General features: G+C 41.5%; 16 protein-coding genes and 1 other annotated feature. Of the genes, 2 read left to right on the forward strand and 14 right to left on the reverse strand.

Annotated elements, in window-relative coordinates; translation table 11 throughout:
- Positions 1-5 precede the first annotated feature (5 nt).
- Complete coding sequence (nrdE, locus tag FC87_RS00905) at positions 6-2,174, forward strand: class 1b ribonucleoside-diphosphate reductase subunit alpha (RefSeq protein ID WP_009167404.1); 2,169 nt, start codon at positions 6-8, stop codon at positions 2,172-2,174.
- Positions 2,175-2,188: 14 nt separating this feature from the next.
- The gene (gene nrdF, locus FC87_RS00910) at positions 2,189-3,208 is read left to right on the forward strand and encodes a class 1b ribonucleoside-diphosphate reductase subunit beta (protein WP_009167405.1); all 1,020 of its coding nucleotides are present in this window, start codon (positions 2,189-2,191) and stop codon (positions 3,206-3,208) included.
- Between the two features lie 51 nt (positions 3,209-3,259).
- Here the strand turns inward: nrdF and FC87_RS00915 are convergent, their stop codons facing one another.
- The 14 genes from FC87_RS00915 to cysS all read right to left on the reverse strand — a co-directional run bounded on the left by FC87_RS00915 (position 3,260) and on the right by cysS (position 14,360).
- Positions 3,260-4,183, reverse strand: coding sequence for an L-lactate dehydrogenase (locus FC87_RS00915; RefSeq protein WP_009167406.1), 924 nt, complete (start codon positions 4,181-4,183; stop codon positions 3,260-3,262).
- A 144-nt stretch (positions 4,184-4,327) separates the two neighbouring features.
- Positions 4,328-6,889, reverse strand: coding sequence for a bifunctional lysylphosphatidylglycerol flippase/synthetase MprF (gene mprF / locus FC87_RS00920; RefSeq protein ID WP_009167407.1), 2,562 nt, complete (start codon positions 6,887-6,889; stop codon positions 4,328-4,330).
- A 111-nt stretch (positions 6,890-7,000) separates the two neighbouring features.
- Entirely contained in the window at positions 7,001-7,366 is a 366-nt protein-coding gene (gene rplL / locus FC87_RS00925; RefSeq protein ID WP_009167408.1) for a 50S ribosomal protein L7/L12, read from the reverse strand.
- A gap of 36 nt (positions 7,367-7,402) precedes the next feature.
- Entirely contained in the window at positions 7,403-7,921 is a 519-nt protein-coding gene (gene rplJ, locus FC87_RS00930) for a 50S ribosomal protein L10 (RefSeq protein WP_009167409.1), read from the reverse strand.
- A 25-nt stretch (positions 7,922-7,946) separates the two neighbouring features.
- Positions 7,947-8,064, reverse strand: a sequence feature (ribosomal protein L10 leader region).
- Positions 8,065-8,107: 43 nt separating this feature from the next.
- Complete coding sequence (gene rplA, locus FC87_RS00935) at positions 8,108-8,800, reverse strand: 50S ribosomal protein L1 (protein WP_009167410.1); 693 nt, start codon at positions 8,798-8,800, stop codon at positions 8,108-8,110.
- 96 nt (positions 8,801-8,896) lie between these two features.
- On the reverse strand, positions 8,897-9,322 hold the full coding sequence (gene rplK, locus FC87_RS00940) for a 50S ribosomal protein L11 (RefSeq protein ID WP_009167411.1): 426 nt from the start codon (positions 9,320-9,322) through the stop codon (positions 8,897-8,899).
- Positions 9,323-9,446: 124 nt separating this feature from the next.
- A complete protein-coding gene (gene nusG / locus FC87_RS00945; RefSeq protein ID WP_009167412.1) occupies positions 9,447-9,998 on the reverse strand; it encodes a transcription termination/antitermination protein NusG in 552 nt (183 codons plus the stop codon).
- A 114-nt stretch (positions 9,999-10,112) separates the two neighbouring features.
- Positions 10,113-10,283, reverse strand: coding sequence for a preprotein translocase subunit SecE (gene secE / locus FC87_RS00950; RefSeq protein WP_009167413.1), 171 nt, complete (start codon positions 10,281-10,283; stop codon positions 10,113-10,115).
- A 10-nt stretch (positions 10,284-10,293) separates the two neighbouring features.
- Positions 10,294-10,443: a 50S ribosomal protein L33 gene (gene rpmG / locus FC87_RS06780; protein ID WP_081579377.1), complete on the reverse strand. Its 150-nt coding sequence runs from the start codon at positions 10,441-10,443 to the stop codon at positions 10,294-10,296.
- 42 nt (positions 10,444-10,485) lie between these two features.
- Entirely contained in the window at positions 10,486-11,073 is a 588-nt protein-coding gene (locus FC87_RS00955) for a sigma-70 family RNA polymerase sigma factor (protein ID WP_056961348.1), read from the reverse strand.
- A 174-nt stretch (positions 11,074-11,247) separates the two neighbouring features.
- Entirely contained in the window at positions 11,248-11,769 is a 522-nt protein-coding gene (locus tag FC87_RS00960; RefSeq protein ID WP_009167415.1) for an NYN domain-containing protein, read from the reverse strand.
- Positions 11,769-12,533, reverse strand: a complete 765-nt coding sequence (rlmB, locus tag FC87_RS00965; RefSeq protein ID WP_009167416.1) for a 23S rRNA (guanosine(2251)-2'-O)-methyltransferase RlmB — start codon at positions 12,531-12,533, stop codon at positions 11,769-11,771. Before rlmB ends, FC87_RS00960 begins: the two co-directional genes overlap by 1 nt.
- On the reverse strand, positions 12,523-12,945 hold the full coding sequence (locus FC87_RS00970; RefSeq protein WP_009167417.1) for a Mini-ribonuclease 3: 423 nt from the start codon (positions 12,943-12,945) through the stop codon (positions 12,523-12,525). Before FC87_RS00970 ends, rlmB begins: the two co-directional genes overlap by 11 nt.
- Positions 12,942-14,360 (reverse strand): cysteine--tRNA ligase, encoded by a 1,419-nt coding sequence (gene cysS, locus FC87_RS00975; protein WP_009167418.1) that lies wholly within the window; start codon positions 14,358-14,360, stop codon positions 12,942-12,944. The genes FC87_RS00970 and cysS overlap by 4 nt, the downstream gene beginning before the upstream one ends.
- Positions 14,361-14,370: the final 10 nt, after the last annotated feature.

The following is a 14,370-nucleotide window of genomic DNA, read 5'->3' on the forward strand; positions in this document are numbered from 1 at the left end:
GAATCATGTCACTAAAAGACCACCAGGATGTTTCTTATTTCAGTTTAAACAACGAAATTAACATTCCCACTGCCGATGGAAAAATCCAATTGGAAAAAGATCGCGAGGCACTAGCAGCCTTTCTAGCAGAGAACGTACGCCCCAATACCATGCACTTTAATTCCTTACGAGAACGCTTCGATTACTTAATTGAGCATGACTACGTTGAGGCTCGTACCATCAAAAATTACCCGTTTACCTTTATCGAACAACTCTATCAGTATCTCGAAACCCAAAACTTTCACTTCCATTCTTTTATGGCAGCTTACAAGTTTTATGCTCAGTATGCATTAAAGACCAATGATGGCAATCAATACCTCGAAAATTATCTCGACCGAACGGCTCTTAATGCCCTATACATGGCTGATGGTAATCAACAACTAGCCATGGACTTGGCTAGCGAACTGATCAACCAGCGCTTTCAGCCCGCTACTCCTACGTTTCTAAATGCCGGTAAGAAACGGCGTGGTGAATTAATTTCCTGCTTTTTAATTCAGACAACCGATGACATGAATAGTATCGGTCGGACAATTAATTCAGCGCTGCAACTCTCAAAAATCGGTGGTGGGGTTGGAATCAACTTATCTAATCTCCGCTCGGCTGGTGATCCTATCAAAGAGATTGAAGGTGCTGCTAGCGGAGTTTTACCCGTCATGAAACTTTTAGAAGATAGCTTTAGTTACTCCAATCAACTAGGGCAGCGTCAGGGAGCCGGCGTCGTTTATCTTAGTGTTTTTCACCCCGATATTATCGACTTTTTGTCTGTTAAACAAGAAAATGCCGATGAAAAGATCCGGGTTAATACCCTTTCGTTAGGCGTTACCATTCCAGATAAATTTTATGAGTTAGCTAAGCATAATGACCAAATGGCGTTATTTAGCCCTTATGATGTAGAAAAAGTTTATGGCGTTCCTTTCTCATACGTTGATCTCACCACCGAGTACGACCGAATGGTGAACAACTCCGCAATTCACAAAAAATATATCAAGGCTCGAGATCTAGAAACTGAACTAGGTAAACTCCAACAAGAATCAGGATATCCGTATGTCATGAACATTGACACCGCTAATCGTGATAATCCAATCGAGGGTAAGATCGTGATGAGCAATCTTTGTTCCGAAGTTATGCAAGTTCAAACCCCCTCGATTATCAACGATCTTCAGGAATATGAAAAACTCGGCACCGATGTTTCTTGTAATCTAGGCTCGACTAACGTTGTTAACTTGATGCGCTCAACTAACTTTGGCAAATCAATTACCACCATGGTGCGCGCCCTGACCTTTGTCTCTGACTCCAGTAAAATCAACGTTGTCCCTTCGATTCGCCATGGGAATGACCTCAGTCACTCGATTGGACTCGGCGCTATGGGACTCCATTCCTATCTTGCCTTACATCATTTATACTATGGTGAGCCTGACTCCGTCGAATTCACCAGTGTTTATTTTATGTTACTTAATTACTGGACCCTCGTCGCTTCTAACCAGCTCGCAAAAGAACGGGGCATAACCTTCGATAATTTTGAAAATAGTAAATATGCTGACGGTAGCTATTTCGATAAATATACTAGCAAAGACTGGGGACCACGTTCCGAGCGGGTTAAATCACTATTTCAGAACATCGACATCCCAACCCCAAACGATTGGCAACAACTCCAAGCAGCGGTTCAAGAATTTGGTCTGTACCATCAAAACCGCATGGCGGTTGCTCCTAATGGTTCGACAGCCTACATTGGTGATGCCACCGCTAGCTTAGCTCCGATCGTTAGCCGGATTGAGGAGCGCCAAGAAGCCAAAATTGGAACTATTTTTTACCCTGCGCCTTACCTTTCGAATGAAACTCTCAAATACTATCAGTCCGCCTATGATCTTGACATGCGCAAGGAAATTGATATTTATGCCGCAGCACAACAGCACGTCGATCAAAGTCTCAGCATGACGATGTTCTTACGTTCCACCATTCCGAAGGGCTTGTACGAATGGAAAAATGGACGTTCGGAAAAAATGTCAACCAGAGACCTGTCCATTTTACGCAACTATGCCCACCAAAAAGGGATTAAATCCATCTATTATGTCAGAACTTTTACGGACAACAACGATACGGTGGGTGCTAATGAATGTGAAAGCTGTGTCATTTAGAGGAGGATTTTACCATGAACTTAAACGAGGTCTTAACTGGCAAATTAACTGGCGCATATCAAGCCATTAATTGGAATCAGGTTAGTGATCAGATCGACCAAGCTACTTGGCACAAGTTAACTGAACAATTTTGGCTGGACACTCGAGTCCCAGTTTCTAATGATTTAAAAGACTGGCGGGAATTAGATGATGATCATAAGTGGTTGGTCGGACATGTGTTTGGAGGATTAACCCTTCTAGACACACTCCAGTCACAAGATGGCATGGCCGCCCTACGCAATGATGCCACTACCCAACATGAAATTGCAGTCCTTAATAATATTCAATTTATGGAATCAGTTCATGCTAAAAGTTATTCCACTATTTTTTCAACATTAAATACACCGAGTGAAATTAATGAAATCTTTGCTTGGAGTGATTCTGAGGAATTTTTGCAAAATAAAACTAAGCGCATCTATGAACTATATCATAGCGAAGGTGATCCATTAAAAAAGAAAATTTCAAGCGTTTTCCTAGAAACCTTTCTCTTTTATTCCGGATTTTTCACTCCCCTCTGGTACCTAGGAAACAATAAGCTCACAAATGTAGCCGAAATCATCAAACTAATCATTCGTGATGAATCAGTTCATGGAACTTACATCGGCTATAAATTTCAGGTTGCTTTCAACAAACTTGACAACCAGCGTCAACAAGCTTTGAAGGATTGGATGTACAATTTCTTGTATGATTTGTACGATAATGAGGAAAAATATACCCACCTCTTATATGATCAAGTTGGACTAACTGACAAAGTTTTAACATTCATTCGCTACAATGCCAATAAAGCACTCATGAATTTAGGTCAAGATCCTATGTTTCCAGACACTGCTGCCGACGTAAACCCCGTCGTCATGAATGGAATTTCAACTGCAACCGTTAACCATGACTTCTTCTCTGAGGTTGGCAATGGTTATCGTCTTGGTAATGTTGAAGCAATGAGTGATCAAGATTATCAGCTTAGTTCCTGGGAAGCTCATCACCAACCTAAAAAATAACGTTATCTAAAAAGGATTTGCGCTTGAATCATTCAAGTACAAATCCTTTTTTTAACCTAAATATTTTGCAACATTACTCTTAATAAAGTCAGCAGAATGTTGTAGTTGTTCTAGTTCTTGTTTCGTTAACTGTAGCGGATTATCCTGCAAGACTCCATCACGTCCAACTATAACTGGATATGATAAGTAGACCTGGTATTCTGATCGAAAATTAGAAATCGGTAAAACCAGATGCGCATCACTCATAATCGCTAGCGCTAGCCGAACCGCAGCCGTTGCCACTCCGTAACTAGTGTACCCTTTCCCTTTAAAAACCGCAAAACCTCCTCGACGAGCTTCACTATCAAGCTCAGCTAAGTCTAGTCCTCTAGCTGGCGCTAACTTTGTTAAGGGTTGGTCAAGAGCATAAACGGTGGACCAGGCCGTAAATTGAGAATTGCCATGCTCACCCAAATTATAGCCACTCACTGCCCGTGGATCAAGCTTCAGGCGTTCGGACACCGCACGTTTCATGCGAGCTGAATCTAGTAAGGTTCCCGTTCCTAAAACATGTTTTTGCGGCAATCCCGTCACTTGCTGATAAATTTGAGTGATGACATCGACCGGATTAGTTATCGCAATAATAATTCCATTAAAACCGACATCACGAATTCGAGCAGCCACCTGTTTGACGTTCTCACTATTAAACGGCAATTCGACAAACCGATCCTCGTTAGCTTGATCATTCAACCGAATATTTCCTAAGGCTGAGATAATGATATCTGCATCACGTAAAGCACCATAGTCATTCACAATAATTTCCGTATGGAATGGTAAATTTGGCATCGCTTCACGAAAATCAAGCGCATCGGCTTCAACTTTCTTTGTATTAGTATCAATCAAAACTAATTCATCAGTGAATCCATTTGCAACTAAATAGTGGGCAACGGTACTCCCAACATGACCAACGCCAATGATTCCAATCTTTCTTGTCATTTTAAGACCTCCTCATAATTGTAAATATTGTAACAGTTACAAACTTGTTTTCCTAGTTAATCTTGATTAATAGCAAATAAATTATGTTCCTCACTAATTTAACCCAATTAAAAAGCCTGCAAATAAAAATTTGCAGGCTTTTACCTAATTTAACCGCTGTGGTTTTTCGTTGACTACTACCAATAGTTGTAACATGGTAAAGACCAACGAATTATGTCGACGATAAACGAAGTACTTTGATTCCCAGCGATCAACATATTTTTGCTTATAGGACCGTAATCCCTGAAAACTATAAAACGCATCGCCATATTCATAAATTAAATGCGCGATTTTTTCGTTAATAAAACTAAACCGTGAATTCCCAACGTTGGCTAGCGGTGCCATCCCAAGATTAAACCACTGGTAGCCAACTTCTTTTGAGTAGTTAAATAAATTAATGAAAATTGCATCCATAATTCCAGAAGGTGCTGTTCCCCCTGACCGCATTAAATCGATCGAGGTCGTTTGATGATCACCAGTTGGCATCAGATTAGCAAAGGCCACAATTTCATCATCCTGATCGTGAATTACCGCAATCGGAGCTTGATTTAAATAATAGTCATCAAAGAACCCAAGTGAAAAGCCTTTTTCCTCCCGACCTTCGAGCCATTCTTCAGAAATTAACCGTAGTTTAGCAAGCGTGTTCTCTGAAAAGGGCGGTTGTAAGATGTCAAAGTGGTATCCATCCCGACTAAATTTATGCATCAACGCGCGTTCACCACGATGTCGCTTCCCGACAAGGGTGAAGTCTTTCAGATTGACATATCCTTCTTCTCCAGCCTTGATAAAATCAAAGCCCTTGTCATGTAACAACATCGTCAGCGACTCGCTCACCTCATAGAAAACCAAGGTCAAATCAACATTATCAGCATCTAACATAAACTGATCAATAGCTGCTTCTAACTTTTCCTGATTACCAAAGGGTTCTCCCATTACAATTAGCTTGTTCGCTTTTTGGCGATACATAAACACCATTTGGTCTTGATGATCCTCTTGATAAAAATATAATTTCTTATCCCGTAAAAAAGCCAGGTGACTATCTTCATTTCCACCGAAGTTATTAATCACTGTGCGCACGCGCTCGGCATCAAATTTTTGATAAAGCCAGGCCGTCTTACTTGGACTAGAGTAACTTAAATAGCGATAGAGACCGTATAGAATACAAATTGCGATCACAAAGCCAATTAAACCAATAATCCAAACTTGTTGGGAAGGTAATAGGTAGGCATTGGTTAGTTTAATAACCGACCGTCCATTTCCCATCAGTAACCCAACCAAAACATAAATCACAAAAGTAGCAATAAAAATCCCGGCATCCGTTAGTAGTGCCCCCCACGAATAGGTGAGGCGCTCGCGATACATTCCTTTCCGGGCAAACCACAAACAAACCATAATCACAAACAAGAAAATTGCTAGACCCTTGGGGAAATCTTCCTTCCATAAAGTATTTCCAATCGCAAAGACTAGTAGCGCAACCGTTGGCCAAAAGGCTTTTTTGACCTGTGAACCAACCCCGCGCGCCAAGCCAACTAGTAAACAACCAATTACCACATTTGAAAGTTGTCCCAGAAAATACAAAGTATAGGGAGCTAGCGATAAATATAATCGGTTGGTTAAGACCACATTAGGAACCGTGGCCAGTAAAATCATCATAATCCCAGAAAAATACATAAAAATGGTAATGATAATCTGAGCTGACCGTTGCACGATACTCATTGGGATGTCATCCAAAAAATGGTTAACCCGAGCCAACAACTCTTGGGCAAAAAGGAATACCCCAACTGCAAACGGTAAAAAGTAGTAAAAAATCCGATACAGTAGCACCCAGACAGTTGCTAATGTCGGTGATACTCCTAACAATCCCAAGCCAATAATCATGGTGCCATCAAAGGTCCCAAGTCCCCCTGGTAGCATCGAAACAACTCCGATTACGTTTGCTGCGATAAAGAGCGGAAAGACATTAAAAACATTGATTGGCAACGACATAAAACTTCCAATGATCAAAAATAGGCTCGCACAGGAACTCCACTCTAAACAAGAACCCACAATCAATTTTAATTCCCGTTTAATGGTTAAATCTGCAAAAAATTCAGAGTTGTTCAACCGTGTAACCATAAAAATAATTGGAAAATAAACACCACCGCCTGCTAACCAAAACCAGTAACCGGCATATTGGCGACCAATGCCAAATCCAAACAACAAAATAAGTGCTAACAAACACAACATCGATAATCCAGCCAATAAGAACAAAGCAATTTTAGAAATCGCATATAAAATCTGCTTCTTAGTCGCTCCTTTACTATAAAAGCTGGCCCGTAAGCTAGCTCCCAAGAAGCCTCCAAAACCAGCAATGTTCGTAAAAGAATTCGTAATCCAACCACTTTTTATTACATACAGTGATTTGAATTTAGTTGGCAAGAATTCTGTAAACGTAAAATCATAAAACAACATGGGGGTGACTGCTAAAAATCCTAAAATAGTCATCCACAATAAATTGCTAGGGGACTGTGATGCTAAACTTTGGCGCATCTGCTGTCCATTAATCTCATGAATGATTTCACGACCTTCAATAATCACAAAAATGATAATGACTAACAAAAAAATGGCCTTAATCCAGTTCAAATATCGATTAAATAGATTCACCAAGCGCTTAATAAAATTTTTCAAAGGTTGCCTCCAATTGATTAGGTCCTTTTTATTATCTCAATTTCCTCGTTATTCTACAAGAAAAGCAAAAAGGACGCATGGCCAAAACCACACGTCCTTTTGCTAAGAAAACTACTTCAAAGTAACAGTTGCGCCCTCGGCTTCAAGCTTTTCCTTGATGTCGTTAGCATCTGACTCAGAAAGTCCTTCTTTAACGATTGATGGAGCACCATCAACCATTTCCTTACATTCTTTAAGACCTAGCCCGGTAATATCCTTTAAGGCCTTGATAACCTTAATCTTACCAGAACCACCAGCAGTTAATTCAACATCAAAAGTACTCTTAGCAGCACCTTCACCACCAGCAGCGCCGGCAGCAGCAACTGGAGCAGCAGCTGATACATCGAATTCATCTTCGATTGCTTTTACCAAATCATTTAAATCGGTAATCGAAGCATCTTTTAATTGTGCAATAATACTATCTTTATCAAAAGCCATGATTATTCCTCCTAATAGGACGTTTTTAAATTATAATTAAGCAGCGTCGCCGTCATCAGAATCAGCATCTTTTTCAGAAACTGCCTTAACAGCATATGCAACTTGGCGGATTGGAGCTTGTAAAATATTGGCAAGCGTTGATAGTAATTCTTCTCGACTTGGCAAGGTAGCAAACTCATTAATCTTATCAAGGGAAGCAACTTCACCTTCGATAATTCCACCCTTAATCTCCAAAGCCTCATGCTCTGAAGCAAACTTCTTTAATACTTTAGCGGGGGCAACCGGATCCTCTTTAGAAAAGGCAACGGCACTTGGTCCCTTGAAAATTGATTTCAAATCTGCTTGACCAACCTGGTCAGCAGCCCGTTCTAAAACTTTGTTCTTAATAACTACTAATTTAACATCGTTGGCACGAAGTTCTTTACGAAGCTCGGTATCCTGAGCTACGGTCAAACCACGAGAGTTAACTACAATAGCGGAAATAGCAGCGTTAAAATCATTGGCAACTTCGTCGACTTGGGCAGCTTTAGCAGCAATAACATCTTTCTTTGGCATCACATTCACCTCCTGTATAGTTAGTGAATCGCATAAAAAATCCCCATGCTCGCTAAAACACAGGGAAAAGTCGTTAAACTCCTCGGCAGGCAAAATTAAGACCAATCGGTCACCTGAGTCTTAGGCGATTCATATATTAATAATCTATCACACTAGTGATCAACCGTCAAACTCTGTAACTAGTCGCTAAAAAGATTCTGGTGCGACCTTAACTCCAGGGCCAAAAGTTGATGAAACTGAGATGTTTTGCACATACGTTCCACGAACTGATGCAGGACGATTTTTAATGATGATATCTTGAATGGTTTTAAAGTTTTCTACTAACTTGTCAGCTGAGAAAGAAGCCTTCCCGATCGCAGCGGCAACGTTGCCGTCTCGATCAGTCCGGTACGTAACTTTGCCGGCTTTAGATTCCTGAACCGCTTTAGTAACGTCCATAGTAACCGTTCCCGTTTTAGGATTTGGCATCAAACCCTTAGGTCCTAATACTCGTCCCAAACGACCAACCTGAGCCATCATATCTGGAGTTGAAATGGCAACGTCAAAGTCAAGCCAACCATCCATAATTTTTTGAGCTAAATCTGCTTCACCAACCACGTCAGCACCAGCTGCAGTTGCTTCTTTCGCTTTATCGCCCTTGGCAAAAACAATTACTTTTTGATCTTTACCAGTTCCGTTTGGTAAAACGACAGCACCACGCAGCTGTTGATCAGCTTGTTTGGTATCCACATTTAATTTAATAACTGCTTCAATTGAATCATCAAAGTTAGCCGTATCCAATTTTTGGACTAAAGCAACTGCTTCTTCAACTGTGTAAGCTTTGTTTTTATCGACCTGCTCTGCAGCTGTACTGTATTTTTTTCCTCGTTTACGACTCATGTTTTTCCTCCTTGCAAATGTGGTGTTGACGGAAAGAAAATCCTCCCACTTTCAAATATTATCTTTTGATAATACCGCGACTACTCTCAGTTAAAATTAGCCTTCAACTGTAAAGCCCATGCTGCGAGCAGTTCCTTCGATCATCCGCATTGCTGCTTCAACATCAGCTGCGTTTAGATCCTGCATTTTAGTTTCGGCGATTTCCTTTACTTGATCCTTAGTTACCGTAGCTACTTTTTTAGTGTTAGGTTCGCCAGAACCGGATTCCACTCCTGCTGCTTTTTTCAACAGAACAGCGGCTGGTGGAGTTTTAGTAATGAAGTCAAAGGAATGATCTTCATAAACTGTGATGACAACTGGAATCAGCATTCCAGCTTGCTCGGCTGTCCGAGCATTGAAATCCTTCGTGAATTCCATGATGTTAACTCCAGCTTGCCCTAAAGCGGGTCCAACTGGAGGAGCAGGGGTTGCTTTCCCCGCTGCAATCTGCAATTTGACAATATCAGCTACTTTTTTAGCCACGAGACATACCTCCTCTGAGTCCGTGTGTGGTCAATGAAGATAAATTTTCTTCTCCCACGTTGATCATGCAAAATACACTTGACAACCATAACACAATCACTGTGATTTAACAACTGTTGCTGCTCTAAATAGCTAGTGGTTTAACTTGGTGGAAGTCTAGTTCCGTGCTGGTTTCTCGACCAAACATGTCAATATTAACCTTGAGCTTTCCTTTTTCGTTGTCAATACTGGTGATTTTACCTGAAAGACCATTAAAAGCTCCTTCAGTAATTGTGACCGTATCACCAACTTGGCTTTCCAGTGGCGTCACGTTTTGTTTAACCCCAAGGCTTGCCATTACTTGGTCAACTTCTTCTGGCAAAAGTGGGTTCGGCTTAGAACCCTGTCCATGTGAACCAATAAATCCGGTCACTCCTGGAGTATTTCGTACCACGTACCACGCTTGATCGGTCATCACCATCTGAACCAAGACATATCCGGGAAAGGTTTTATCCATTACGACTTTTTCTTTGCCGTTTTTTACTTCGCGTTTTTCTTGTTCGGGAACTACCACATCAAAAATGTAGTCTTGCATCCCCATCGAATCTTTTCTAGAAGTCAGATTTTCCTTTACTTTGTTTTCATAACCGGAATAAGTATGTAATACATACCACTGTTTTTCTGCTGACTCTACCATTTGTACATATCTCCTTGTGGAAGCATTGCTTTAAAACCAAAATAAAAAACCTCGCCGCAACGAAGTTAGTATCCATACTATAACAAATTAATTATGAAAATGCGAATGACCAGATTAAAGTAAGACTTGCTGAATCACCCAATCAATTACTCCCAAAAAGATCGTGAAGAAGATCGTAGTACCAATCACCGTCAAAGTATCATTTCTCGTTTGTCGAACATTTGGCCAGGTAACTAGTTTCATTTCCCGCCCAACACTTTTAATAAAATTAAATAATCTTTTCATTCGTTTTCTCCTAAATCGATGCGTGGTGAAGCGTTACCCGACGACAATGCTTACAATACTTTTTTAACTCCAAGCGTTGGGTAGTCCTAGACGAGATACGAATTCGGTAATTACGCATTCCACATATCGAACAGGCTAAAACTGCCCGCTGACTTCGCATAAAACCACCCCTAATCGTGGCTACTTTACCATTAATTCAAGCTCACGTCAAACAATGTTGTTGAAAATACTTCTTGCGACATCGTAACAGTGCACTGCTAACCTGACTAACACTAGTCGCCGTTCGAGTCGCAATTTGTTGTGCCGTCTGCTGTCGCAGTGCCCCGGATAGCACGCTGCGCTCAAACTGTGAACAGCGAAGCAATACCGTTTGTAAGTCCTCATAGGCCTCATACAACAATAATGGATCAGGAGCCCCATCATCCTGAACAGTTTCTGCATAGTATTCCGCATAAGCACTAAAAGAGGCCTGACAACGAGCCGGGATTCGTTTTTTGGCCCGTTTTTTTCGCAAAATATCAAACAAATGGTTGCGCAAGCTGGTTTTATAAAAACTGCCAAATGTCACCTGCTTGGCTAAATCATACTTTCGAATTGCATGATAAAAAACAATCGCTGCTTCCTGACTCCAGTCGCAAAGTTCCATGTCAGTTAAATAAAAATCATGCCACAACTTTAAATAAACTGGAGCAAATTGTTGAAACAGCTTTGTGAACGCCTCATCATCCGTTTGAGCGGCAATGATTAATTGCGGATTACACTTACAATTGTGCTTTGTTTTTATTTTCATTCCGTGCTCCTTTAAAACTAATTTCATAACAATTTAGCGACAAATAAAGCTAGCTCACAAGAGAACGATTGTTCTATTAACATATTTTTTATCAAACCAATTAAATCTTATGTTTTTCCAAATTATTTTTTATTGCAAAAAAAATAAGACCTGCTTTCAGCTGGTCTTATATTATTAGTTATCATCTTCTCGAAAGGAAGCCTGCAACTGTTCTAGCTGTTTTGACGTAAACTGCAGTCGATTCCCCGATAAAAATCGATGCTTTTCTCTCACCGTTTGCCTAATGTCAGCCTGCTCCATGCGAATTGCGGTTGCTAATTCACGGGCAGAAGTCCGCAGCGCCCCATTACTAAAAATCGTCCATTGCTCTGCATGGTCACTCGTTGCTACTTCAACTTGCCGATCCTGGTTTTTAATTTTAGCTATGAGCGCCTCGATGTAACTATCTGCTGTTTGATTTTCGGCTGAAAAAACCACCATTAGATTACGTTCTTGCTGTTTTTGAACCGGTCCAGCAGCATCCATGGCATCAAAAACCACCACAATCTCTTTTTCACTATACTTTTGGTAATTAGAAAGAGTTTCTAGTAATTGTTGTCGAGCTGCAGCCAAACCATGCTGCTTCCCTAATCGTTGCAACTCCGGCCACGCTCCAATGATATTATAGCCATCAACGACTAATAAGGGCTTTTCCATTACATTTCTCCCGCTAACGGGTGCCGACAATCATAGCCACGATACATAACCAAGCCAGCCGCTACAGAAGCATTCAAGCTCTGAATCTTTCCAATCATTGGGATGGTTAACATTTCATCCACCTGTTTCTTCAACAGGGGCGCCATGCCACTACCCTCACTACCAATGATTAACGCACTAGCTCCCTTGGCATCCCAGTGCCGATAGTCCGTCCCTGAAAGATCGGTACCAAACACCCATACTCCCCGTTCCTTAAGCTCCTTAACCGTCTGCACTAAATTAGTTACCCGTGCAACTGGCACTCGTTCAATGGCTCCTGCTGCCGTTTTAGCCACGGTTGCGGTCAGTCCAACCGCCCGGTGTTTAGGGATGATAATCCCATGAAACCCAGCTGCATCAGCCGTTCGCAACATCGATCCTAGATTGTGTGGATCAGCAATACTGTCCAGTAACAAAAAAAGGGGAGGTTCGTGAAGGGCTGCCGCACGAGCGAACAAATCGTCAAGGGTCGCATACCGAAACGCCGCCACTGCTAGCACCACTCCCTGGTGATTTTGATGATTGGTTAGCTGGTCTAATTTAGACTTTGGCACCGTTGAAACCACCAACTGCCGCTTTTTAGCGAGTTGCACAATCTGGCGTAGCGTCGCATCCTGTTGGTGAAGCCCGCTCTGTAAGAACAATTTGTTAATTGACTGTTCCTGATTCTGTAAGGCGGCTACTACCGGATGCCTTCCCATAATGAAATCATGTTTATTTTCCATATTCTACCCTTCCTGCGTCAACTTGCTCAATACACCAATGTGCAAGTTCTGCCACCCGTTGCCGTTGATTACTAAGTTCAAGGTACCCAAAAAGCGCTTCAAACCCAGTCGATACCCGATAAGTAACTACTGACGTATTTTTAGCATGGGTATAGCTTTTAGCATTGCGTCCTCGTTTAAAAAAATCCCACTCCGTTACACTCAGGAGTTGATCCTGCTCCATGAGCTTCATCAATCCAGCCTGTGCCTTGGCAGAAACATATCTCGTGGCCGTCCCCTGTAGCTGGTTTGCTTTCGTGAGCCCCGTTGTTAACAAATGTTTCCGAATATAGACTTCATAAACTGCATCACCAAAGTACGCCAAAGCAATCCCATTTAATTGCTTGTAGTCCGGCGTCGTGCCTTTTTTCATGAGTGAAATTCCCTTCTATACCTGGTCCCTTGCGCAGTATCTTCTAAAATAATCCCCTGACTGGATAATTGATCACGAATTTGATCACTTTTGGCGAAATCATGGCGGGCTCGGGCTGCTTCTCTTTCTTTCAGTAACTCTGTAATTGTTTCGTCATCAATCTGATCAATTTTTAACTGAATCCCAAAGATGCCAGCCAGGCAAGCCAAATCATGCAAGATTAAATTAAGACTATCTGCAAACACAGTTGGTTCACCAGCGTACACGTTGCCTAATTTAGCTAATTCATAAACCTTTGCGATTCCATTTTGGACATTAAAGTCCAGATCCATGGCATCCTGAAAATCTGCCTGCAACTGACGAACCTTTTGATCAAATTTGAAATCGGTTCCAACCAGTGCTCCTGCTAAGCGGTAGTGGAGGTTTTGATATGCTGTTTGCAATTTCTTTAAATTGATCGAAGCTTCGTCCAGGGCCGCTTGTGAAAAGCGAATTGGCCGGCGATACTGCGTAGTTGACATCATTAGCCGTAACGCTTGCGGGTCCACTTTATTTAAAAGTTCATGCACTGTAACAAAGTTTCCCAATGATTTGCTCATTTTTTCATCGGTTGCTCCCACTGTGACAAAACCATTATGCAACCAGTATTTCACAAATTGCTGACCCGTTTTGGCCTCACTTTGCGCCCGCTCATTTTCATGATGCGGAAATTCTAAATCGATTCCACCACCATGAATGTCAATTGTCGATCCTAAATATTTAGTTGCCATTACCGAACACTCAATGTGCCAGCCTGGCCGGCCCGTCCCCCACGGCGTTTCCCAGGAAATTTCTCCGGGTTTAGCTGCCTTCCAAAGCGTAAAGTCAATCGGATCTTCTTTTTGATTCAATTCCGTTTTAGAAACATGTTGACTAGCACCCGTTTCCAAATCCGCCAATGCCTGATGACTCAATTGTCCATAGCTAGGAAAACGGCGCGCCCTATAATAGACATTTTGGTCAACCACATATGCATAGCCCTTGTCCAACAATGATTGGATGAAGGTGATAATTTCAGGAATATTTTCAGTTGCCCGCGGGTTATTAGTCGCCGGTTTCACGTTCAGTGCCTTAGTGTCAGCATAAAAAGCTTCGATGTATTTTTTAGCAATCTGCTTCACACTGGTCTGATCTGCCGTAGCCGCTTGAATCATCTTATCGTCAACATCAGTAAAATTAGAAACAAAGTCCACCTGATAACCGAGATACTCTAAATAACGACGAATGGTATCAAATGCTACCACACTACGGGCATTGCCAATATGAATGTAGTTATAAACGGTCGGACCACAGACATACATTTTGATTTTTCCAGCTTCAAGTGGTTCAAAAACTTCTAGCTGATTATTTAATGAATTAAATACTTTCAATACCATAATTATCCCG

This window comes from Fructilactobacillus florum DSM 22689 = JCM 16035 (assembly GCF_001436645.1).
Taxonomy (GTDB): Bacteria; Bacillota; Bacilli; order Lactobacillales; family Lactobacillaceae; genus Fructilactobacillus; species Fructilactobacillus florum.

Coding starts and splice junctions, on each gene's coding strand:
- FC87_RS00915 (WP_009167406.1), bottom strand. CDS start 4,183: ATGACAAGAAAGATTGGAATCATTGGCGTTGGTCATGTTGGGAGTACC.
- rplJ (WP_009167409.1), bottom strand. CDS start 7,921: ATGCCAAAGAAAGATGTTATTGCTGCTAAAGCTGCCCAAGTCGACGAA.
- nrdF (WP_009167405.1), top strand. CDS start 2,189: ATGAACTTAAACGAGGTCTTAACTGGCAAATTAACTGGCGCATATCAA.
- cysS (WP_009167418.1), bottom strand. CDS start 14,360: ATGGTATTGAAAGTATTTAATTCATTAAATAATCAGCTAGAAGTTTTT.
- nusG (WP_009167412.1), bottom strand. CDS start 9,998: ATGGTAGAGTCAGCAGAAAAACAGTGGTATGTATTACATACTTATTCC.
- rlmB (WP_009167416.1), bottom strand. CDS start 12,533: ATGGAAAATAAACATGATTTCATTATGGGAAGGCATCCGGTAGTAGCC.
- nrdE (WP_009167404.1), top strand. CDS start 6: ATGTCACTAAAAGACCACCAGGATGTTTCTTATTTCAGTTTAAACAAC.
- rpmG (WP_081579377.1), bottom strand. CDS start 10,443: ATGCGAAGTCAGCGGGCAGTTTTAGCCTGTTCGATATGTGGAATGCGT.
- rplA (WP_009167410.1), bottom strand. CDS start 8,800: ATGAGTCGTAAACGAGGAAAAAAATACAGTACAGCTGCAGAGCAGGTC.
- secE (WP_009167413.1), bottom strand. CDS start 10,283: ATGAAAAGATTATTTAATTTTATTAAAAGTGTTGGGCGGGAAATGAAA.
- rplL (WP_009167408.1), bottom strand. CDS start 7,366: ATGGCTTTTGATAAAGATAGTATTATTGCACAATTAAAAGATGCTTCG.
- FC87_RS00970 (WP_009167417.1), bottom strand. CDS start 12,945: ATGAAAAAAGGCACGACGCCGGACTACAAGCAATTAAATGGGATTGCT.
- FC87_RS00955 (WP_056961348.1), bottom strand. CDS start 11,073: ATGAAAATAAAAACAAAGCACAATTGTAAGTGTAATCCGCAATTAATC.
- FC87_RS00960 (WP_009167415.1), bottom strand. CDS start 11,769: ATGGAAAAGCCCTTATTAGTCGTTGATGGCTATAATATCATTGGAGCG.